This is a genomic window from Streptomyces oceani, assembly GCF_001751245.1.
Lineage (GTDB): Bacteria > Actinomycetota > Actinomycetes > Streptomycetales > Streptomycetaceae > Streptomyces > Streptomyces oceani.
The window spans coordinates 32,724-53,292 of the sequence record NZ_LJGU01000145.1; the positions used below are offsets into that span (position 1 = coordinate 32,724).

The window sequence follows — 20,569 nt, forward strand, 5'->3', positions numbered from 1 at the left end:
CGATGGGCTTCTGAGCAGCCAATATGCAATCTCAGGGGAGCTATCCGGAGGCAGGTTAATGGCTCCGGTTGACCCTTGATCACCGCCCCGTCTGGCACGGCACTGGCACGCGGCCGACAGAGTTCTGGGTCGGGCGCTCTGGCGCAGGGTGAAGCACGGTTCGCCACGTGTCATAGCAGGCACCGACGGGGCCGGGATTGCGTGCGTGAAGGACGCGTGCATCCCGGCTCCGTGGAGCTGCGGCTACCGGCGGCTTCCCGTGGCCAGTGTGGCCAGCTGCTCGGAACCGACGGGGGGCTCGGCGGCCCAGGGCAGGACGGCTACGTGCGTGGCGTGTTCCTCGACGACTTCGGTGAGGAAGCGGTGCTCGGTTGCAGCCTTGGCCGCCAGCAGCGGGTCGAGTGGTGCCGCGGCGTCCAGGCTCTGGTTGACCACCCAGCCGTACGGCTTGATGCCCGCGCGCAGCAGGTCTTCCTGCAGGGCAGCGGCCTCGTGTACTGGGGTGGCTTCGGGCAGGGTCACCAGCAGGACTCGGGTGTAGCCGGGGTCGGTGAGTCGGTCCAGTAGCTCCAGCGTCTCCGGGGAGGACGCTTGCCCGCTGCGCTGCTGGTCGATTTGGCGCTGGAAGCTGCGCGAGGCGTCGAGGAGCAGCAGCGTGTGCCCGGTCGGGGCGGTGTCGAGGACCACGATGCGGTCGGTGGCGGCGGCGACCGTTCGGGCGAAGGCGTGGAAGACGGCGATCTCTTCTGTGCAGGGGGAGCGCAGGTCCTCCGCGAGCAGCCGTCGTCCGTCCTCGTCCAGTTGGCTTCCGGCTTCGGCGAGTACCGAGGCGGTGTAGGCGGCGGTTTCGGCGGTCGGGTCGATGCGGGTGACCTCCAGGTTCTCCACCCCCGTTCCGACGACGGTGTTGACGTGCGCTGCCGGGTCGGTGGTGGTCAGGGTCACCGGCCGGCCGCGGCGGGCGAGTTCAACGGCGAGAGCCGCGGCGACGGTGGTCTTGCCGACGCCGCCCTTGCCCATGGTCATGACCAGGCCCTGTCCGCTCTCCTCGACCTCGTCGGCAAGGGCGGACAGACCTGCCCCCTCACCCTGGGTCGATGGGTGCGGCACTACCGCCTGAGCGATGGCCGGGGGCTGAGGAGCGAGCATGGCCCGCAGCCCGGGTACTCCGACAGGCAGTGTGGGCAGCAGAGGTACGAGATCGGGGTCGGCGAGCGAGGAGAGCCCGGAGGGAAGGCTCTCCAGGACGGCCTCCGCCCGTCGCTGCCAGGCGACAGCGAGCGGGTCGTCGTCCCGCGTCGCCCTGAACACCCCGTTGACGATCAGTCGTTGGTGGGCGATGCCCAGTTCGTGGAGCTCTGCGGCGGCGCGCTCGGCCTCCTCGACGGGCCCGGCGTCCGGACGGGTCACCAACGCCACCGTGGTGCGCTCGCCATCGGCGAGTACGTCCATTGCCTGGGCGTACCGCTCCTGTTGGGCGCCCATCTCCGAGAGTGGCCCGAGGCAGGAGGCGCCGCCGGGGTTGATGACGAGGTAGTCCGACCAGGCGCTGGGCAGACTCAGCAGCCGCAGGGTGTGCCCAGTCGGTGCGGTGTCGAAGACGATGTGCTCGTAGTGGTCTGCGAGTTCCTCGTCCGTCAGCAGGGCGACGAACTCGTTGAAGGCGGCGATCTCCACGGTGCACGCGCTGGAGAGCTGCTCTTCGATCTGGCTGATCGCCGAGGCGGGCAGCGTGTCCCGGTAGGGGCCGACCACCTTCTCCCGGTACTGCACTGCGGCGTCAGCCGGGTCGATGTTCATCACCTGCAGTCCGGCGACTCCCGGCACGTTCACCGGAATGCGCCCGGCTTCCACGCCCAGCACCTCGTCCAGGTTCGACGCGGGGTCGGTGCTGACCAGCAGGACGCTGCGTCTTTCGTCGGCCAGGGCCACGGCAGTGGCCGAGGCGGTGGTGGTCTTGCCGACTCCGCCCTTGCCGGTGAAGAACAGGTACCGGGTGGCTGCCGCCAGCAGTCCACCCAGGGCTTGGCCGGTCTCCGTCACGAGCACGTGGGTCAGCACCCCTCGGGGCCGCAGCCGCAGTCGTCGTTGTCCTCCGGCTCCGCGGCCAGGGGAAGGGAGGGCCGCTCGGTCTGGGCGCCGGTCCAGTCGGCAAGTTCCAGACGGGTCGGGTAGCGGCCGGAGCAGCGCAGGGTGCCGTCCACCACGACGGCGGGCAGTGCGTCGTCGCCCTTTTCCTGCATCAGCGTGGTGATCTCGCTGTGCTTGGCGAACTCGCCCGGCTCGGTGGCCAGTCCGAAGCGGGCCACCTCCACGCCGGTCTGGCCGAGCCATTCCACGTCGGCGGAGAACTGCGTCAGTGCGGGGTCGACGGACGGGCCGCAGACGCCGGTGGGGCAGCACAGGGCGGGGTCGTACACGTGGACAGTGGACATTCGGCGTTCCTCTTCGTGTTGATCGGTTCGGCGACGGGTGGCGTCACCGGGGACTCCGCCGTCGGTCAGAGGGCGGTGGCCTTCTCCGGCTCCGGGGTGTGCTCCCCGTCGATGAGAGCGGCGAGGTAGCGCTCGGCGTCGAGGGCGGCGGAGCAGCCGGTGCCGGCTGCCGTGATGGCCTGGCGGTAGGTGTGGTCGACGACGTCGCCGGCGGCGAAGACTCCGGGGATGTTGGTGCGGGTGGAGGGAGCATCGACCTTGAGGAAGCCGTCCTCGTCGAAGTCCAGTACGCCCTCGAAGAGTTCGACGCGCGGGTCGTGGCCGATCGCGACGAAGAGGCCCGTGACGGCCAGTTCGGAGGTTTCACCGGTCTTGGTGTTCTTGAGGGTGAGGCCGGAGAGCTTGGTCTCCTTCTCGTGGATCTCGGCGACCTCGCTGTCCCAGGCGAAGGAAATCTTCAGGTCGGCGAACGCCCGCTCCTGCATGGCCTTGGAGGCGCGCAGGGTGTCGCGTCGGTGCACGACGGTGACGGACCTGGCGAAGCGCGAGAGGAAGGTCGCCTCCTCGATAGCGGTGTCGCCACCGCCCACCACGGCGATGTCCTGCTCACGGAAGAAGAAGCCGTCGCAGGTGGCGCAGTAGGACACCCCGCGACCGGACAGCTCGTCCTCCGTGGGGAGGTTCAGCTTGCGGTGCTGCGAGCCCGTGGAGACGATCACCGTCCTGGCCCGGTGGACGGTGCCGGTCGCGTCGGTGACGGTCTTGATCTCACCGGACAGGTCGACGGAGGCGACATCGTCCGAGATCAGCTCAGCCCCGAAGCGCTCGGCCTGGGCACGCATCTGGTCCATCAGCTCCGGGCCCATGATGCCGTCGGAGAAGCCGGGGTAGTTCTCCACCTCGGTGGTGTTCATCAGCGCGCCGCCTGCGGTGACGGAGCCCTCGAAGACGAGCGGCTTCAGGGACGCACGAGCGGTGTAGAGCGCCGCTGTGTAGCCCGCGGGCCCGGAGCCGATGACGATGACGTTGCGGATGTCGGTGGTCACTTGGTGTCCTCCGGGGCGATCTCGGCGATCAGGCCCTCGATGCGGGTCTTGATCTCGTCGCGGATGGGGCGGACAGCTTCGACACCCTGGCCCGCCGGGTCCGTCAGCTGCCAGTCGAGGTAGCGCTTGCCGGGGAAGACGGGGCAGGCATCGCCGCAGCCCATCGTTACGCACACGTCGGACGCCTGGACGGCGTCGACGGTGAGCACCTTCGGGGTCTCGGCGGTGATGTCGATGCCGACCTCGTGCATGGCCTCGACCACGGCCGGATTGACGGAGTCGGCAGGGGCGGAACCGGCGGAGCGGACCTCGATGCGGTCGCCCGCGAGATGGTTCAGCCAGGCAGCCGCCATCTGGGAGCGCCCCGCGTTGTGGACGCAGACGAACAGGACGGAAGGCTTCTCGGACATGACCGGGTCTCTTTCCTCACAGGTGGTTCCGACGCCGGAACGGTGGCATCAGCTGCCACTGGCGTCAGTGGGGAGTGATGTGAGAGTATCAGTGCATGATGACGTCAGCCAAACCTGAAGTGACACCGGAGGGGGTTGACCTGATCCGGGTCATCGCGGACCCGCTCAGGTTCCAGATCGTGACCCTCCTCGCCCGCGAGACGCTGTGCACCACGCACCTGGTGGAGGAGACCGGCGCCCGGCAGACGAATCTCTCCAATCACCTGCGGGTGCTGCGAGAGGCGGGTGTGGTGGAGACCGAGCCCTGTGGCCGGTACACGTACTACAGGCTGCGGCCCGACGTCCTCACCGCGCTCGCCGGTTCGCTCACCGATCTGGCCGAGATCGCGCGTACCACCATCGAGACCGACCGGAAGAGGCCCTGTCCGTGACCGACACCCAGACCCCGACCAGCACCGACGAGGGTGGGATCGTCGCAAGACTCTCCACCCTCGACCGCTTCCTCGCGGTGTGGATCCTTATCGCCATGGCGGTCGGCCTCGGCCTCGGACGACTCATCCCCGGGCTGAACGACGCACTCAGCAAGCTGGAGATCGGCGGCATCTCGCTGCCCATCGCCCTCGGCCTGCTGATCATGATGTATCCGGTCCTGGCGAAGGTCCGCTACGACAAGCTCGACACCGTCACCGGCGACAAGAAGCTGCTGGTCTCCTCGCTCGTCATCAACTGGATCCTCGGCCCGGCCGTGATGTTCGCGCTCGCCTGGATCTTCCTCCCGGATCTGCCCGAGTACCGCACCGGCTTGATCATCGTCGGGCTCGCCCGCTGCATCGCCATGGTGATCATCTGGAACGACCTGGCCTGCGGCGACCGCGAGGCCGCCGCCGTCCTCGTCGCGCTCAACTCCGTCTTCCAGGTCCTCGCGTTCGGCCTGCTCGGCTGGTTCTACCTCTACCTGCTGCCCGGCTGGCTCGGCCTCGGCGACGGTCAGACCCTCGACATCTCCATGTGGAAGATCGCGCTGAACGTCGTCATCTTCCTCGGCATCCCCCTCGTCGCCGGCTACCTCACCCGCCGCCTGGGCGAGCAGAAGATGGGCCGTGAGCGCTACGAGCAGAAGTTCCTGCCGAAGATCGGCCCGTGGGCGCTGTACGGGCTGCTGTTCACGATCGTGCTGCTCTTCGCCCTCCAGGGGAAGACGATCACCTCGCAGCCGCTCGACGTCGCCCGTATCGCACTGCCGCTGCTCGTCTACTTCGCCCTGATGTGGGCAGGCAGCTTCGCCCTGGGCAAGACCATCGGTCTGGCCTACGACCGCACCGCGACGCTCGCGTTCACCGCGGCCGGGAACAACTTCGAACTCGCCATCGCTGTGGCGATCGCCACCTTCGGGGTCACCAGCGGCCAGGCCCTCTCCGGTGTCGTCGGCCCTCTCATCGAGGTCCCGGTGCTGATCGGGCTCGTGTACGTCTCCCTGGCCTGGCGCCGCAAGTTCGGCTCCCAGGCGCTGACCACGAAGTCATAAGCGACAGGAGGTCCCATGCACTGCCTCGACTGCCATGGGCAGGGCAAGACTGGAGACGCCGTGGGTGTATGCCAAAGCTGCGGCGCCGCGGTCTGTGAGCAGCACGCACACCTCGGTGTTCGCCGGGTTCGTCGCGGCCCCCTGATGGGAGCCCCGCTGGAGACGGAGGTCCGCAAGGTCCTGTGCAGCGGCTGCACGGCAGTGCAGGCACCCGTTCCCGGAACGGCGCCGGTGTGAGTGCGGCGCAGGACGTGGTGGTGATCGGCGGCGGCCAGGCAGGGCTCGCCGCCGGTTACCACCTGCGCCGCCGCAACCTGGACTTCGTCATCCTCGACGCTCAGGAATCCCCGGGCGGCGCCTGGCGGCACATGTGGGACTCCCTGCACCTGTTCTCACCGGCCGAATTCTCCTCCCTGCCGGGGCGGTTCATGCCGCCGCAGCACGGAGAGCCGTACCCGGAAGCCGCGCATGTCGTGGACTACCTGGCCGACTACGAGCAGCGCTACGGCCTGCCCGTACACCGGCCCGTACAGGTACGCGGAGTGCACCGCGACGGCGAACTGCTGCGCGTGGAGACCGACTCCGGCACCTGGTACGCGCGCGCCGTCGTCAGCGCCACGGGCACCTGGTGGCGACCCTTCGTTCCCGCTGTACCCGGACAACGCGCCTTTACCGGGCGCCAGCTGCACACCGTGGACTACCGCTCACCCAAGGACTTCACCGGCCAACACGTCCTTGTGGTCGGTGGCGGCAACTCCGGGGCGCAGATCGCCGCCGACCTCGCTGCGTACGACGGGGTCGAGCACACCTGGGTCACCCGCCGCCCGCCGCGCTATCTGCCGGACGACATCGACGGTCGCGCCCTGTTCGACGCCGCCACTGCCCGGCGCCGGGCCCTGGAGGCAGGACGTCCGGACACCGGCGGTGTGGCCTCGCTCGGTGACATCGTCGCGGTCCCGCCCGTACGCGAGGCCCGCGACCGCGGACTCCTCGTCCACGCAGGCATGTTCGAGCGACTGGACGCCGACGGTGCGGTGTGGCCGGACGGGGCGCGCAAGGACGTCGACGCGGTCATCTGGGCCACCGGTTTCCGCCCCTCCCTGGCCCACCTGACCCCTCTCGGACTCCGTGATGCACGCGGCCACATCCCGACCGAGGGCACCCGCGCCTGCGACGAGCCACGCCTGCACCTGCTCGGTTACGGCGACTGGACCGGCCCGGCCTCCGCGACTCTCATCGGGCTCGGCCGCCCCGCCCGCGATGCAGCGCATGAGATCTCCCGGCTGCTCAGCTGACGCAAAGCTCCGGCCGGCTCGATCAGCTACCGAAAGCAGCGAAGCTCTGTGCCATCGAGGCCATCACGCTGGGCGCGACCCGGTAGTACACCCACGTACCCCGCCGCTCGGAGGTCAGCAGGCCGGCTTCCTTGAGCTTCTTGAGGTGGTGGCTGACCGTGGGCTGGGAGACGCCGACATCGGAGATGTCGCAGACGCACGCCTCGCTTCCCTCGTGCGAGGCCACGGCGGAGAACAGCCGCAGCCGAACCGGGTCGCCCAGCGCCTTGAACATCGGCGCGGCCACGGACGCCTCCTCGGCGCTCATCGGCCGCTCGGTCAGGGGCGGGCAGCAAGGGGCCACGATCTCGCCCGTGCCGGACTCGGTCAGCGGCTGCACCTCGACATTCGACATACATCTATGTTGACACATGTCGAACCAAGAGTGCGAGGGCCGGGTCAGCTGCGCTCCAAGTGGGCCGCGAGCCGTCGCGCGACGCGGGCCGCATCCCGCCCTACGCCGCGTAGAGAATTGGAGGAGAGGCTGCGCTGCCACTCCAGCCCGACGAAGGCCAGGCCCTCGTGGGTAGGTGAGATGCCGTCGCGGTGACTCGGGCGGCCCGCTGCGTCGAGAGCGCCGTCCAGCACGGCGAGATACGGCAGGTCAGGCCGGTAGCCGGTGGCCAGCAACACTGTGTCCACCTGCTCGTGAGCTCCGTCCGGCCAGGTCGCCTTCGTGCCCTCGAAGCCGGTGAACAGCTCTCGCCGGTCCGGGGCACCCTGGGTGAGTGCGCCCCTGTAGCGCCCGTCGTCGATGACCAGCTGGGTCGGCGGCGTGCGCACGAGGCGGCCGAGTGGTGCAGCATCAAGGCCGGTTCGCTTCAGCCAGAAGTGCAGGTCGCGACCCGCGATGCGCTGTCGGGTGAACTTCACGGGACTGCGGCTCGCCAGCGTGACCCGGGCAACGGTGGCGAGTTCGGCGGCTATCTGTACGGCCGAGTTCCGCGCCCCCGCCACGACAACCCGCCGACCCGCGAACGGGCGCGGGTTCCGGTAGTCGGCAGCGTGCAGCACCTCGCCACCGAAGCCCTCCAGGCCCGGCAGTGCCGGACGGTACGGGTGCCCGAACGAACCCGAGGCGGCGACAACGGCGCGGGCCGCCAGTCGGTCGCCGCCCTCAAGTGCCAGCTCGAACTCCTTGCCGACCTGCCGGACTGCGGTGACTCGCTGACCGGTACGGACCTCGGCGTCCAGTCGCGCGGCGTACGCGGACAGGTAGGCGACCACCTCGTCCCGGCGCGGATAACGGTCCGGATCGCCACCGGGGAATGGCATGCCGGGCAGGGAGCTGTACCGGGCGGGCGAGAACAGGGTGAGGCTGTCGTAATAGCGCGGCCACGACCCGGCCGCACGGTCGGACTGCTCCAGCACCACGGGCAGTAGCCCGTGCTGCCGCAAGGCGTGCGCTGCGGCCAGCCCGGACTGGCCGCCGCCGATCACCGCCACGTCGATGCGCTCCACAAGGGTCTCCTTGATTCGGCCAATGTCTATGTTGACGTTCATCGAATCAGGTGTCACCCTGGCGGCACAAGACATCGACAGATATCGAACCCAGGAGTTCTCGTGAACGCGCCTGCCACCACCGAACTGCCCGTCGTCGTGATCGGGGCCGGTCCCGTCGGCCTGGCCGCCGCCGCCCACCTGATCGACCGGGGGCTTACCCCGCTGGTCCTGGAGTCCGGGCCGACCGCAGGTTCCGCGGTGCGCGAGTGGTCGCACGTGCGGCTGTTCTCCCCCTGGGACGAGGTCGTCGACCCGGCCGCTGAGAAGCTGCTGGCGCCGACCGGGTGGGTACAGCCGGACGGTGCCGGATACCCGTCCGGCAGGGACTGGACCGAGCAGTACCTGCAGCCCCTGGCCGAGGTTCTCGGTGAACGGGTCCGCTTCGGCGCGACCGTCACCGGCATCGCACGGGCCGGACGGGACCGGATCGTGGACGCCGACCGAGAGGACCGGCCGTTCGTCGTCCACCTCACTGACACCGACGGGCAGGAGGAGCGGATCTTTGCCCGCGCGGTGATCGACGCCTCCGGCACCTGGACCTCCCCCAGCCCGGCAGGCGGTAGCGGTCTGGCCGCCCTCGGCGAGAAGGCGGCCGCCGACCGGATCACCTACCGCGTGCCGGATGTGAAGGACCCCGACATCTGGGCCCGGTATTCCGGGAAGCGCATGGCCGTGATCGGCTCCGGTGCCTCCGCCTTCACCGCGCTCGCCTACCTGGCCGACCTCGCCAAGGCCGACGACGGCACCGGCACCAAGGCGCTGTGGATCCTGCGCAGGGGCATCTCCGGCTCCACCTTCGGCGGCGGCGAAGCCGATCAACTGCCCGCCCGCGGCGCGTTGGGGCTCGCGGCGAAGGCCGCCGTCGACGAGGGCTACGCGGACGCGGTCACCGGCTTCCGCACCGACCGCATCGAGCAGGACGCAGAGGGCCGCCTGGTACTCGTGAGCGAGGACGGCCGACGCCTCGATGCCGTGGACGAGGTCATCGTGCTGACCGGCTTCCGCCCTGACCTCTCCTTCCTCTCCGAGATCCGCCTCGGCCTCGACGAACGCCTCCAGGCCCCTGTCGAGTTGGCCCCGCTGATCGACCCCAACGTCCACTCCTGCGGCACCGTCTACCCGCACGGCCACCGCGAACTGTCCCACCCCGAACAGGGCATCTACCTGGCCGGAATGAAGTCCTACGGCCGTGCCCCGACATTCCTGGCCATGACCGGCTACGAACAGGTCCGCTCCATCGCCGCCGCCCTCGCCGGCGACCCCGAAGCCGCCGACCGCGTCGAACTCACCCTCCCCGAAACCGGCGTGTGCGGCGGCGCCGGCCTCTTCGACGCCCCCGAAACCGAACAGACCTCAGAGGGCGGCTGCTGCGCAACGCCGGAGCCGCAGGTCGTCCCGATCGGTGCACCGGCAGAAGTCCCGGCTGCTGCCGCACCCCGGGATCCGGCGGGCGGCTGCTGCGGCTCGTGACCAGCCTGCGTACCTCCGCACGCGGGGCCGCGACCGGAACAGGGGACCGGTCGCGGCCCCGCGCCGCGCTCCTCGCGCTCTGCGCGACGCAGATCACCAGCTGGGGCATCGTCTACTACGCCTTCCCCGTACTGAACCCCCGGATCACCGCGGACACAGGCTGGCCTCCCGGGGCGACCACGGCCGCGTTCTCCGCCGCCCTGCTCGTCTCCGCCCTCGCCGGGATCCGCATCGGCCGCATCATCGACCACCGCGGACCCCGCACCGTGATGACAGCGGGCTCCCTCCTCGGCGTACTCAGCCTCCTCCTCGTCGCCGCCGCACCCAACCTGCCCCTTTTTGCCGCAGGTTGGCTCCTCGCCGGAGCGGCAATGGCCGCTACCTTCTACCCGCCCGCCTTCGCCGCGCTCACCCGCTGGTACGCTCCCGACCACGTCCGGGCCCTCACCCTCGTCACTCTCGCCGGTGGCCTCGCCTCCACCGTCTTCGCCCCCGTCACCGCAGCCCTCGCCGATCACGTGTCCTGGCGGGCGACGTATGCGGTGCTTGCCGGGATCCTCGCCGTCGTCACCATTCCCGCCCATGCCGTAGCACTGAGAGGCCCCTGGCCGGCGGCGCCCCCGCCAGCGGTTCACATCAGCGGTGGAGCGCAGGCCGTGGCACGCAGCCGACCGTTCTGGATGCTGGCCTGCGCCCTGACCCTCTCCGCATGCGCCGCATCCGCAGTCGTCATCGCCCTTGTCCCACTCCTCCTCGAACGCGGCTTCACCCCCGCCCAAGCCGCCTGGGCGCTCGGCCTCGGCGGGGCAGGACAGACCCTCGGCCGCACCTTGTACGCACCCGTCGCCCAGCGCACCGGAGCGACCACGCGCACAGTCGCCCTCATCACGCTTGGCGGCGTCACCACGGCCGCGCTAGCGATCACTCCTGGCCCTTACGTCTTGCTTGTCGTCCTCTCCATCGCGGCCGGTGTGGCCCGCGGCAACCTCACTCTGCTCCAGGCAACCGCCGTCGCCGACCGATGGGGAACCACCCACTACGGCCGCCTTTCCGGCCTCCTCACCGCCCCCGCGACCGCCGCCGCAGCCCTCGCCCCCTTCGCAGGTGCAGCCCTCGCGACGCCCCTCGGCGGGTACCCCACCTTGTTCGCACTGCTCGCACTCGTCTCCGGCCTGGCAGCCCTCGTCGCCGTCGCGGTCACGTCGCCCCGCCCGGCCCAGGACCAATAGGAAGGACAACGGTCCGAGCGCATACTGGCGGTTTGCCTGACCCCCGCCAGTGGGCAACCACGTCCCGGATGCTGTGAACCCAGGTCAAGTTGGGCACTACGGCTCAGTGGCGCCCGCCGCTTCCTCGGCGAGCTCAACGGACGAACCGCGAGCGGTACCGGACACGTCCCCCGAAGTCCTTCCGCGCCAGGTCAGACCTGGTACGGAAGATGATCCCTGCCACGTCGTCCGGACCCGGTGCAGCGCGTCCGCTCACGCATCGCTCAAGCATCAGAGCCGCCCCGACCGGCGGGTTTTCGCCCCACCAATCGTCGCTGGACTCGCAGCCCCTCCATACGGGGCCACGCTCCCCTACCAGAGCATGGCCAGCTGTGCGCCACTTCGGAAATCTTGGACCGCCGGGCCGCCAGGGCTCCTAGCGTCCTGGCATGCCCACTCAGTACCAGTCCTCCGGCTCCCCCTTGAACAGCTACGAGCTTTCCCGAAGCGATCACCGACGCCAACGAGATGTCGAGAACATGCACAGATGGGTCGAGGAGCAGTTGGCGAAGGCCCCTCCGTTCTCCGAGGAACAGGCGGAGAGGCTCAGGGAAATGTTCCGGCTGGATGAGCCACGACAGCCCTGGAGGTACATGAGGTGGCGGGTACGTCTGTACTGCGGCCACGTCGTGGAGGTGGAGCGGCCTCGGGCCTGGGAACGACCCGATGGGCAGACGAGTGACCACGAACAATGCACGGAATGCGGCAAGGAGCCAGCGATCATCGTTGCGTTCGAGCCGATCGCTCCAGTCGGAGAGCCACCCGGCGAAGAGAAGCGGTCGCCGACTCCTGTACGTCCCCGCACGCGGCGCACGAATGCTGACCTGGAGGCTGAAAACACCAAGCTCCGAACCGAAGTGGAGAGGCTACGACGCAGCGCACAGGAGCGTGGCGTGCAGGCGGCCCGACTGCAGGGCAATTGAGTCGATCTGCCCATCGTGTGCCCGGTTCCGCTGCCGTTGGGTTCCTGGGTCAGGAACCGTCGTATGCCCAGCTCCGGCCCGTCTGCCGGTACTCCTCGACGGGGATCGGGGCCACGCCGTTCCGCATGCGGGCCGTGTAGAGCAGGCCGTCGAGGTGGTCGATCTCGTGGTGGATGAGGCGGGCGAGGCCGCGTTCGTATGTGGTGGTCACGGTCGCGCCGGCCAGGGCCGTCGTCTCCACGGTGATCTTCAGGGGCCGGGGGACGAGGCCGCGGACGTCGAAGAAGCTCAGGCAGCCCTCGTACTGTTCGTCCGTCTCTTCGGAGTGGTCGGTGATCTGGGGGTTGAGCAGGATGACGGCCGGGGCGTCTCCGGGCGGTTGGACGACGGCTGCGGCGCGGCCGATGCCGATCTGTGGGGCGGCGATTCCCATGCCCTTGGCGAAGGGGTGGACCTGGCCGATCCGTTCCATTGCGGCGAACAGTTCGTCGGTGATGCGCTCGGCCTCTTCGCGCTCGACGGGCAGGTCGAAGGCGCGGGCCGGCTCGGCGAGGATGCCGACGTCGTGCTGGACGACACCGAGGTCTCGCATGCGCTGGCTGGGTCGCACGTCAATCACCTGAACTCCCCTTGCTCTGTGGTGGGTTCGGTCCGTGCCCGGAACCGCCACTCCAGACGGTACCGAGCGTGCAAAGCGGGTGTGGCCGTGGTCCATGTGAATTGCCGTAGTTCGCCGTCGTCGCTGCGGACGGGCGGGGTTCGCAGCGGGGAGGCTTCGGCGGTCATGGAGGTTTCGGTGCCCCACACGACCGGGTCGAGAGCGGCGGGGAAGGCGAGCTGGACTTCGAGTTGTTCGGTGGGCAGACGCACGGCGCGCTGGAACCAGTGGCCCCACTTGTCGTCGCCGACGGTGTAGGCGTACTCGATCCACACGGACTCGCCTGGGTAGAGCGGGAAGCGGCCGTGTTCGTTGTCGAACAGCAGCCAGACTTCCTTGAAGGCGTCGCGGTCGTGCTTGGCCTGCCAGCGCATCGTCTCGCCTCGGCAGGTGGCTGTGAGGTCGAGTTCGTCCCAGGTCAACGGGTGGGCGCGGTAGTGCGCGTTGGAGTGCTCCGGTGCCCCGGGGTAGCGGTCGACGGAGATGCGGATCAGGTAGCGGGTCACCGGCTCGGTGCCGGTGTTCCGCAGTCGGCGCCGCATGGTCAGCCGGTAGGAGCTGCCGTCGTACTGGAGCCGGGCGGCGTCGTGTTCGACAACGAGGGCGGAACCGGTGGCGTATGGCTGCTCGGGCCTGCGCGGGGCCGGTGGGGCAGTGGGCGGGCGGCGGGACCTTGTCCGGGCTTGTTCGTAGTCGAGCCAGCGTCGCCAGATCGCTTTCCCGGCGTTCAGGGCCTCGTCGGCGAGGCGGGAGAACTCCTCGCTGGGCTTGTGGCGGCCTGATTCGACGTGGCTGACGTAGGACGGGTCGAACCCCATGGCCAGGGCCAACGCCCGTTTGGACATGCCGCGTACTTCCCGCCAGCGCGCCACCTCGGCCGCGTAGTCCTCGGCTGCCTGCTCGACGGTGATCTCCTCGTCGTGCGCGTCCATCGAAGCCCCGCCCCGCGTCATCGATTTGGTGAGCATGAATGAACCGTGAGTGATCCAAGTTCATCATCCCGTCACGGCCTGCGTCGCCGTTTTCCTTCCCTTACCGGCCCGGATCGACCCTCCGGGCAGATGAGGGAGGCGAGGCATCATGCGCGTGCTGTACCTGCTCAACATCTCCAATCCCGACCGGCTTTCGGCCGACTCAGGGTGGATCTTCGCGGACTTGCTCGCCCCGGCCCTGGCCGATGCCGGGGCCGAAGTGACCGTCGCAGCCCCGGCGGCGGCCGGGGATGCCCGCTGCGGCTTCCACCGGACGAAGGTGCCGGGGACGAAGTACCGGGCCCGGTTCTCCACGGACGTCGAGGAGTTGGTGGCGCTGATCCGGGCGGAGAGGCCGGACGCGGTGGTGGCCAACCAGATCGAGGAGGCCCCGGCGATCCGCACCGCTCTGCTGGAGGCCGGGTCGGACGCAGTTCTGGCCGGGTACTGCCACTACCTGCCGTTCTCCTTCGCCGACGGCGGGCAGCTCCTGCTCGACCCGTCCATGAACGACGCGGGACTCGGGCGGCCGGTGCTGCTCGCCTTCGCCGCCGGGCTGGCTGCCTGTGACCGTGTGATGGTCCACTCGGCCACGGCTGCCTCCTGGGTATCGGCCGCCGCTGCCCGCATGACGGTGGACCTCGGCGAGAAGTTGCGGGTGGTGCCCGCCCCGCGTGATGAGCGACTGGTCCGCGATCCAGCAACTGCCCCCTGCCAGCACAGCGCTGGGGTGGTCGGCGTCTACAACCACCGGCTGTACGCGCACTACGGCACCCAACAGTTCGTCGACCTGGCCCGCCACCTGGCGGCCTCCGGCACCGTCCGGCTCCGGGTCATGGACCTGTTCGGTAAGCGCCGGGCCGAGCGCACGGGCCTGGACAACAGTCCCGGGGAGATGCGCGACCAGCTCGCGGCCCTGCCGCACGTTCAGGTCGTCTCCGACCGCGGTGACCGCGTCCGCTACAAGAACCTGCTGGCCGGTGCCCGCTTCGGCATCGCCCCCTTCCGCCCCGGATGCCCCTGGTCGATGAGCGTGATCGACTGCCAGGGCATGGGTCTGCCGGTCATCTCACCCCGGCTGGGCTGGCTTGCCGAGCACATCGATCCCGACCTGTGCTTCACCACCCCGGCCGAGGCCGTCGACCTGGTCGAACGCCTCGCCGTGGACGACGAGTTCTACGCCCTGCATGCCAAGCGCGCCCACGCCTCCACCGTCGAGTTCGCCCCTGCTCTGGTTGCTTCCCGCTACCTGGAGGCCCTCTCGTGACCGACTTCGATGCCGTCTTCCTCTCGTACGACGAGCCGATGGCCTCATCTCTGCACGCCCGTGTGCAGCGGACGCTCGGCGGCACGGTCAAGCGTCTGCACGGCGTGCACGGGATGCGGCGGGCCTACCGGCTGTGTGCCGAGGTCGTCGACCGCGACCAGTTCTTCCTCGCCGATGGCGACTTCGCCATCAACTCCGACTTCGACCCGGCCGCCGTCGCCCCACTTGACGAGGGTGTGTCGATGCGGGTGTGGCGGGCGGTGAACCCGGTCAACGGCCTGATCTACGGGTACGGCGGGCTGAAGCTGATCCGCCGCAGTGCTCTGCGGGAGATGGGCGAGGCCGTGGACGTCCTCGCGGCTCTTCCCGGCGGCATCGAGTTCGCCGGCCACACGGCAGGTGTCACGCGGTTCAACCAGAGTCCCTTCCACGCGTGGAAGGCCGGGTTCCGCGAGTGCGCGATGCTCGCCCGCGGCAGCGAGTACGGCATGGCCGACGACGACGCCCGGCAGCGGGTTCAGGCATGGACCGCGAGCCAGCAGGGCGAGTTCGCCCCGTACGCCGCCGCCGGGGCCCGCGAGGGCGTCGCCTTCGCTCGCGAGGCCGCCCGCGACGTGCAGCGGTTCGACGATCTCAACGATCCGACCTGGCTGCGGCACCGGTTCGCTTCCGCCCATGGGGATCGGGTGGTCTCCGGATGACCTGCCCCTTTGTGCTCATCGAGCCGTATGCCGACCGCCTTGGCGGGCACCACCAGCGCACGCTGGCGGCCCTGGCCCAGGTGAGGCCGAACAGCCTGGTCATCGCCCCGCACGGGGCAGCCCCCGAAACGGTGGCGGCGCTGCGGGAGGCCGGGGCCCGGCTGGTGACCGCACCGGCCGGACTTCCCGCCGACGTCCTGCTGGCCGCCTCCCGGCTGGCGGCCGGGCTCTCCAGCGCGGGGCAGCGAGCCTTCCGCTCGCGCCGCTGGCCCCGCGCCCTGCGGCGGCTGCCCCACCAAGTCACCCTCATCGCCCGCTGCCTGACCGAAGCCTCCGCCCTACGAACGGCTCGCAGGCAAGGGGCCGACGCCGAGGCGGTGGCGATCCTCACCGCGAGCGAGGCCCTGCACGGGGCCGCTGCACTTCTCGGTGGACTGCCGCACCTGCGGTTCGTCCACGAGGCCGTCACCACCGAGGACGCCGCCGTGCGCCTGCTCGACCGGCTCCCCCGCCGGGGCGAGAAGCAGGTGATCACGGTGTATCCGACGCAGGCCGTCGGCCAGCAGTTCGCCGGGGTCTTCCCGGAACTGCCCGCGGTGGTGCGGGCTTTCGCGGTCGACGATGGACGCCGCCTGAGCGACGCCGAATGCGAGGGCGGCCGGATGGCCTTCGACATCCCGGATGACGAAGCCGTGGTGTGCCTGGTGGGCGGCTGGTGGCCGTACAAGGACATCGACGTCATCGACGCCGCCCTGGCCCGCCTGGAGGAACCGCTGCACCTGGTGGTCGCCGGGACCCCGCTCGACGAAGCGGTACTGAAACGGTGGCGGTCCCTTCCCCACCTCCGCCTGCACACCGTGCCAGGTCCCATCGCGGAAGGCGTGCTGCGGCTCGTCTACGCCGCCGCCGACGCCACCCTGGTCGCCCGGCATCCCGGGGTCGGCAAGGAATCCGGGCTGGTCATGGACGCTGCCCGTCTCGGTATCCCTCTGATCGTCTCCGACCACGACCCGGCCCTCACCGCACGCCTGCACGGTCAGCCCTGGGCCATGACCTTCCCCGTCGGAGACCCGGACGCTCTCGCCGACGCCCTGCACACCGTCACGCGCCAGGTGCCAGGACGCCCCGGCCCCGACGCTCCCGGCCTGCTGGGGATGCACTCGGCCGCAGCGCAGGCCGACTTCCTCACCCTCACCTTCGCCGCACTCCGCACGGAGGAGCCCTGAATGCTGAGCACACCCTCCCGCCGTGATCGCCGTCATCGGCCCCGTCGAGCCGGACCTGCTGGCCGCCTGGGTCCGCCACTACCGGTGGCTCGGCATCGAACGGTTCTTGATCGCCTTCCACTTCCCCGACCACGTCCCCGACGTACGGCGGCACCAACTCCAGGCCGCCTCCCGCGAGCTGGGCATCATCCCGACCGGCACCAGCGCCGGTCCGTGGCACGAGCACATCAACACCCAACTCCGAGATGCCCTGCGGAACCGGGCCGGGGCCGGCTGGCACCTACTGGCCGACGCCGACGAGTTCCAGCAGTACCCCGCCCCGCTCAGCGACGTGATCGCCCAGGCCGAGAAGACCGGGCACCGCGTGGTCGGCGGCCTGATGCTCGACCGCGTCGCCGCCAGCGGCCGCCTCACCGGCTGGCAGCCCGAAGACGGCCTGGATCTCGCCTATCCCCTCGGCGGACACCTCACCCACCGCCTCCTGCACGGCGACCCACGCAAGATCGTCCTCGCCCGCCACGACGTGGCCCTGGCCTCCGGCAACCACCGAGCCCCCGGCCACCAGCCCGATACGGACCACATCTGCGCGGTGCACCACTTCAAATGGCGATCAGGCATCCTGGACGATCTCCGCCGCCGCGTCCGGCACTTCACCACCGGCACCTGGCAGGAACACACCCCTGCCGTCCGTGACGAAGCCAGCCGCCTACTGGCCCACGTCAGGCAACACAGCGGCGTGATCAACACAAGCGACCCACGGTTCGCTGCCCGCCGGGTAAGCCTGGACCGGATGCCCGACAGCTGGCCCGCCGAGGCCCGCAGCATCGTCACCGCCTGGCGACCGCACACACCCACCGGCCAGGATCAGAGACAATGACCGCGTTCGCGCACACCGCGGAAGGGATAGGCACGTGCCCCTCGCCGTACTCCTGGCCGGCCTCACCGGCTCCGGAAAGACCACCGTCGCCCAGGTCCTGGCCGGCCACGGATACGTCCGGCTGTCCGTCGACGAGGAAGTCCACCGCCTCCACGGCCGCTACGGAGTGGACTACCCCGAGCACACCTACTTCGAGCGCGAACGGCCCGTCGTCGAAGCGACCCGGGAACGGTTCATCAAGGAGATCGCAGCCGGGAACGACGTAGTCCTGGACCACGGACTGTGGCGCCGCACCGAGCGCGCAGCCTGGGAGCGAGCCGCCCGCGAAGCAGGCGGCCACCCCCTCGTGGTCTACCTCCCCGCCGACCGCACAGAACTGCTGCGTCGCCTTGCCGAACGCAACCAGCGCGAAGACGCCAACGCACTGACCGTCACCCCCGAAGCCCTCGACGACTTCTTCGCCCGCTTCGACCCCCCGGCCGACGACGAGGACGTCATCGTCTACACCGGCGACCTGGACGCGCTCGTGACAGCAGTCTCCCAAGCCCGCTGAGTGGTTGTTCGCTGATCACCAGGTTCCGCGTAACCGTGGGCGTGTAAGCCCTGAGCCACCGCACGGTGGACCCGCAGCGGGTACCTCAGCGTCGGCGCCGGTGCGTGACCGTGGGCACGGGATGCTGCGGGGCAGCCGTCGGGCGGACGGGCTGCGGAGCAGCGGTGGTCGCACGGGTGCTGCGGACGCGGGCGGCTTGGGCTCGGGGGCTGGGTGCGGGACGTTGGCTAAGGCGCTGGAGACGCCAGGTGAGGACCTCTGCGGGGGAGTGGGCGTCGTCCAGCGTCCGCTGCCGGGCTGCGTGTTGGAGAAGCTCAGCGGGGTTGTGACCTGCTTGCTCGGCGTCGGCCAGGACAGCGGTAAGGGCGTTCCAGGCGGGGTCGGTGAGCACGTGCTCGGCATGGTCGGGGGTGGTCTGACGTATGTGGTGGGCGTAGCGACGAGCAGTGTCCTGCGGTGGTGTGCGCCTGCGGAGTTCGGCCAGCGGATGGGCGGCCGCCTGTTGGTAGGCGGCCTGGACATGTTGGAGCGTCTGGCGGGCTGCGGCTTCCTGCTGGGTGTGCCGGTGTGCGGCGTGCCAGCGGGATGCCGCGATCAGGGCGAGGACGGTGGCGTTGAGCAGCATGGCAAGGCCGGAGGCGTCCCCGCTCGGGGTGTGCAGGAGTTCTTTGGCCGCATTGCGGAGGGCGCGGGCGCGCTGGTGGTCGGCCCGGATGCGGGAGCGGGTGGCGCGTTCGAAGCCGTGGGCGGCCTGCTGAAGCTCGGAGCGCAGTGTTCCGCGGTTGGTGATGGCGGGGAGGAGATCGAGGGTCTCGCCGAGGGCGGCGAGGTGGGCCTGTGCGGCGGGAGCTTCGTCGGAAGCGAGCGTGGCAGGGATGCGGTCGATGCTCGCGGTGGCCTGGTGCCAAGGATCAGTACGGCGTGCGTGCCCCTGAACGGCAGTGGTGTCGGTGGCGGTCTGGCGCTCGCGGATGCGGGGCAGCGAGAGGTCCGCGGCGAGAGTGGAGCCGGAGAAAAACACCGGCTCGCCCGTCTTGTTGGTGTCACCGGGCAACGCAACCTTGTAGCCGAGCGCGTCCCCGGAAGGCGCGTACCGGATCTGCGCCTCGATACCCATGCCCTCCAGGGCCGCGAAGAACTCGGTCTCACTGCGGGCTGCGGCGGCGGCCTGCCGGACCCGGGTACGGAGGAGTTCGCGGGAGGTATGCGCCTGGCCGATGCGGCGAGCCTTGAAGTGCTCCTTGCTGGTCGGCCGCTTGGCCGCACTCCCGTCCCCAGGGTTGAGGCGGCGCAGGCCGTAGTCGATTTCGATACGGCGGGCCTCGGCTTGGGCCTTCTTGCGGTCGAAGTCGCGGGTGGGACGTTTGCCGTCCTGGCGTACGAGCGTGGCGGCGATGTGGATGTGGTCGTCCGCGTGCCGCACGGCGACCCAGCGGCAGGCTTCCGGATCGCCGGCGGGGGCGATGCCGGTGGCGTGCACAATCCGCCGGGCGACCTCGGCCCACTCGGCGTCGGTCAGGTATCGATCGCCGGCATCGGCGCGTACGGGGCAGTGCCACACCTTGTCCGCCGGGGCCCGGTCACCGAGGACCTTCACGGGCTGGTCGAGTTGGCGGGCAAGCTGGGTGGTGGTGTGCTGCGCGTTGAGTCCGGGGTCGGGGGCGAAGCCGTTCCAGGAGGCCACCAGGTGCGGGTCGGTGTGCTCGTTGGCACGTCCGGGCCCGAACAGGTAGCGGATGAGCCCGGTGCTGCTGGTCTTGCCGGTGAGGATCTTCGGGATCACGAGGTCACCGCCGCACCAGGTACTCGACCGCCTGGTCCACCTCGTCGAGCACGTCCTGCACCCGCGCCAACAACCCGCGGACAACCTCGCGTTCGGGTAGCGCCTGCTCGGAGTTGAGGTGGCGGGCGAGCTGGTTGAGGTTGTTGCCGACCGCGGCGGCTTGCCGGTTGGAGGCCATCAGCTCCTGCACTGCACGACGGTAGTCGGCCACGGCGGCCTCGGGACTCTCCGCGCGCGCGGCGGCAAGACCGGCTTCGGCCAGATAGCCGCCCACCGTCATCCGGCAGACTCCAGCTGCCTGTTGGAGATCCGCGTATTCACTGGCACTGAAGCGCGGGCAGGCGCGCTTATCGCGCTGCGCAGGCTGACGCAAGCGACGGCGCGGCGGCACGGCGCCCTCCTCCTCGACCGGCGCCCCCGGACCGGTCTGCCCCGCCACTCCTGGGGCGGGGCTCGGGTAAGGAGTCCTTACCCGACAACTTGCTGCGCTGTCGGTGGCCGGAGTGGTGGGCATCTGCTGCTGGTGGGCGGGGATTTCGTGGAGCTGGCGGTGCAATTCGTGGTCTCCGTGTCCGTGTGAGGTTCCGGCGCGCGGCGGTGGCGGGGCCGGTGGTCCGTG

Annotated in this window: 22 protein-coding genes; 12 read left to right on the plus strand and 10 right to left on the minus strand. The window is 70.0% G+C overall.

The genetic code is table 11. The features are described from left to right. Window positions 1-243: 243 nt before the first annotated feature. The 4 genes from arsA to AN216_RS21310 all read right to left on the minus strand — a co-directional run bounded on the left by arsA (window position 244) and on the right by AN216_RS21310 (window position 3,891). On the minus strand, window positions 244-2,043 hold the full coding sequence (arsA, locus tag AN216_RS21295) for an arsenical pump-driving ATPase (protein ID WP_275522428.1): 1,800 nt from the start codon (window positions 2,041-2,043) through the stop codon (window positions 244-246). Between the two features lie 11 nt (window positions 2,044-2,054). Next, window positions 2,055-2,435, minus strand: a complete 381-nt coding sequence (gene arsD, locus AN216_RS29800; protein WP_070198326.1) for an arsenite efflux transporter metallochaperone ArsD — start codon at window positions 2,433-2,435, stop codon at window positions 2,055-2,057. A gap of 65 nt (window positions 2,436-2,500) precedes the next feature. Beyond that, on the minus strand, window positions 2,501-3,481 hold the full coding sequence (gene trxB / locus AN216_RS21305) for a thioredoxin-disulfide reductase (RefSeq protein WP_070198327.1): 981 nt from the start codon (window positions 3,479-3,481) through the stop codon (window positions 2,501-2,503). Next, window positions 3,478-3,891, minus strand: a complete 414-nt coding sequence (locus tag AN216_RS21310) for an arsenate reductase ArsC (RefSeq protein ID WP_070198328.1) — start codon at window positions 3,889-3,891, stop codon at window positions 3,478-3,480. The genes trxB and AN216_RS21310 overlap by 4 nt, the downstream gene beginning before the upstream one ends. 98 nt (window positions 3,892-3,989) lie before the next feature. On the opposite strand from AN216_RS21310, the gene AN216_RS21315 reads away from it, so the two are divergent. Genes AN216_RS21315 through AN216_RS21325 form a run of 4 tightly spaced genes read left to right on the plus strand, consistent with a single transcriptional unit; the run spans window position 3,990 to window position 6,711 of the window. Beyond that, on the plus strand, window positions 3,990-4,322 hold the full coding sequence (locus AN216_RS21315) for an ArsR/SmtB family transcription factor (protein ID WP_107402060.1): 333 nt from the start codon (window positions 3,990-3,992) through the stop codon (window positions 4,320-4,322). After that, window positions 4,319-5,416: an ACR3 family arsenite efflux transporter gene (gene arsB / locus AN216_RS21320; RefSeq protein ID WP_070198330.1), complete on the plus strand. Its 1,098-nt coding sequence runs from the start codon at window positions 4,319-4,321 to the stop codon at window positions 5,414-5,416. The genes AN216_RS21315 and arsB overlap by 4 nt, the downstream gene beginning before the upstream one ends. Window positions 5,417-5,431: 15 nt before the next feature. Next, window positions 5,432-5,653 carry a DUF2180 family protein gene (locus AN216_RS31125; protein WP_079166813.1) on the plus strand — a complete coding sequence of 74 codons (222 nt, stop codon included), beginning with the start codon at window positions 5,432-5,434 and terminating at the stop codon, window positions 5,651-5,653. Then, window positions 5,650-6,711 (plus strand): ArsO family NAD(P)H-dependent flavin-containing monooxygenase, encoded by a 1,062-nt coding sequence (locus AN216_RS21325; RefSeq protein WP_070198363.1) that lies wholly within the window; start codon window positions 5,650-5,652, stop codon window positions 6,709-6,711. Before AN216_RS31125 ends, AN216_RS21325 begins: the two co-directional genes overlap by 4 nt. A gap of 22 nt (window positions 6,712-6,733) precedes the next feature. Here AN216_RS21325 and AN216_RS21330 read toward each other — a convergent pair whose 3' ends face one another. After that, window positions 6,734-7,105, minus strand: a complete 372-nt coding sequence (locus AN216_RS21330; RefSeq protein WP_070198331.1) for an ArsR/SmtB family transcription factor — start codon at window positions 7,103-7,105, stop codon at window positions 6,734-6,736. A gap of 44 nt (window positions 7,106-7,149) precedes the next feature. Beyond that, window positions 7,150-8,211, minus strand: a complete 1,062-nt coding sequence (locus AN216_RS21335; protein ID WP_070198332.1) for a flavin-containing monooxygenase — start codon at window positions 8,209-8,211, stop codon at window positions 7,150-7,152. A 102-nt stretch (window positions 8,212-8,313) separates the two neighbouring features. Between AN216_RS21335 and AN216_RS21340 the strand changes: the two genes are divergently transcribed. The 3 genes from AN216_RS21340 to AN216_RS28755 all read left to right on the plus strand — a co-directional run bounded on the left by AN216_RS21340 (window position 8,314) and on the right by AN216_RS28755 (window position 11,914). Continuing rightward, on the plus strand, window positions 8,314-9,723 hold the full coding sequence (locus tag AN216_RS21340; protein WP_070198333.1) for an NAD(P)-binding domain-containing protein: 1,410 nt from the start codon (window positions 8,314-8,316) through the stop codon (window positions 9,721-9,723). Beyond that, a complete protein-coding gene (locus tag AN216_RS21345) occupies window positions 9,720-10,952 on the plus strand; it encodes an MFS transporter (RefSeq protein ID WP_070198334.1) in 1,233 nt (410 codons plus the stop codon). The genes AN216_RS21340 and AN216_RS21345 overlap by 4 nt, the downstream gene beginning before the upstream one ends. Window positions 10,953-11,380: 428 nt before the next feature. Then, window positions 11,381-11,914, plus strand: coding sequence for a hypothetical protein (locus tag AN216_RS28755; protein WP_139140973.1), 534 nt, complete (start codon window positions 11,381-11,383; stop codon window positions 11,912-11,914). 49 nt (window positions 11,915-11,963) lie between these two features. Here AN216_RS28755 and AN216_RS29805 read toward each other — a convergent pair whose 3' ends face one another. Further along, entirely contained in the window at window positions 11,964-12,533 is a 570-nt protein-coding gene (locus AN216_RS29805) for a peptide deformylase (protein WP_070198335.1), read from the minus strand. Next, complete coding sequence (locus AN216_RS29810) at window positions 12,530-13,540, minus strand: helix-turn-helix domain-containing protein (protein ID WP_244502569.1); 1,011 nt, start codon at window positions 13,538-13,540, stop codon at window positions 12,530-12,532. The genes AN216_RS29805 and AN216_RS29810 overlap by 4 nt, the downstream gene beginning before the upstream one ends. Window positions 13,541-13,652: 112 nt before the next feature. Between AN216_RS29810 and AN216_RS21360 the strand changes: the two genes are divergently transcribed. Genes AN216_RS21360 through AN216_RS21380 form a run of 5 tightly spaced genes read left to right on the plus strand, consistent with a single transcriptional unit; the run spans window position 13,653 to window position 18,167 of the window. Beyond that, the gene (locus AN216_RS21360; RefSeq protein WP_070198337.1) at window positions 13,653-14,810 is read left to right on the plus strand and encodes a glycosyltransferase; all 1,158 of its coding nucleotides are present in this window, start codon (window positions 13,653-13,655) and stop codon (window positions 14,808-14,810) included. Further along, on the plus strand, window positions 14,807-15,511 hold the full coding sequence (locus tag AN216_RS21365; RefSeq protein WP_079166815.1) for a hypothetical protein: 705 nt from the start codon (window positions 14,807-14,809) through the stop codon (window positions 15,509-15,511). The genes AN216_RS21360 and AN216_RS21365 overlap by 4 nt, the downstream gene beginning before the upstream one ends. Continuing rightward, entirely contained in the window at window positions 15,508-16,737 is a 1,230-nt protein-coding gene (locus AN216_RS21370) for a glycosyltransferase (protein WP_070198338.1), read from the plus strand. The genes AN216_RS21365 and AN216_RS21370 overlap by 4 nt, the downstream gene beginning before the upstream one ends. A 22-nt stretch (window positions 16,738-16,759) precedes the next feature. Beyond that, complete coding sequence (locus AN216_RS21375; protein WP_070198339.1) at window positions 16,760-17,614, plus strand: glycosyltransferase family 2 protein; 855 nt, start codon at window positions 16,760-16,762, stop codon at window positions 17,612-17,614. A gap of 34 nt (window positions 17,615-17,648) precedes the next feature. Then, complete coding sequence (locus tag AN216_RS21380; RefSeq protein ID WP_070198340.1) at window positions 17,649-18,167, plus strand: P-loop nucleotide/nucleoside kinase family protein; 519 nt, start codon at window positions 17,649-17,651, stop codon at window positions 18,165-18,167. An 85-nt stretch (window positions 18,168-18,252) separates the two neighbouring features. On the opposite strand, the gene AN216_RS21385 is transcribed toward AN216_RS21380, so the two are convergent. Next, a complete protein-coding gene (locus AN216_RS21385; protein ID WP_070198341.1) occupies window positions 18,253-19,950 on the minus strand; it encodes a relaxase/mobilization nuclease domain-containing protein in 1,698 nt (565 codons plus the stop codon). Window positions 19,951-19,954: 4 nt separating this feature from the next. Next, window positions 19,955-20,341, minus strand: coding sequence for a plasmid mobilization protein (locus AN216_RS21390; protein WP_244502570.1), 387 nt, complete (start codon window positions 20,339-20,341; stop codon window positions 19,955-19,957). Between the last annotated feature and the right edge of the window lie 228 nt (window positions 20,342-20,569).

Bases quoted from the DNA above. Each gene is read 5' to 3' on its own strand.
- AN216_RS21370 (WP_070198338.1), top strand. From the start codon at position 15,508: ATGACCTGCCCCTTTGTGCTCATCGAGCCGTATGCCGACCGCCTTGGC.
- AN216_RS28755 (WP_139140973.1), top strand. From the start codon at position 11,381: ATGCCCACTCAGTACCAGTCCTCCGGCTCCCCCTTGAACAGCTACGAG.
- arsD (WP_070198326.1), bottom strand. From the start codon at position 2,435: ATGTCCACTGTCCACGTGTACGACCCCGCCCTGTGCTGCCCCACCGGC.
- AN216_RS21330 (WP_070198331.1), bottom strand. From the start codon at position 7,105: ATGTCGAATGTCGAGGTGCAGCCGCTGACCGAGTCCGGCACGGGCGAG.
- AN216_RS29810 (WP_244502569.1), bottom strand. From the start codon at position 13,540: ATGCTCACCAAATCGATGACGCGGGGCGGGGCTTCGATGGACGCGCAC.
- AN216_RS21315 (WP_107402060.1), top strand. From the start codon at position 3,990: ATGACGTCAGCCAAACCTGAAGTGACACCGGAGGGGGTTGACCTGATC.
- AN216_RS31125 (WP_079166813.1), top strand. From the start codon at position 5,432: ATGCACTGCCTCGACTGCCATGGGCAGGGCAAGACTGGAGACGCCGTG.
- AN216_RS21310 (WP_070198328.1), bottom strand. From the start codon at position 3,891: ATGTCCGAGAAGCCTTCCGTCCTGTTCGTCTGCGTCCACAACGCGGGG.
- AN216_RS21360 (WP_070198337.1), top strand. From the start codon at position 13,653: ATGCGCGTGCTGTACCTGCTCAACATCTCCAATCCCGACCGGCTTTCG.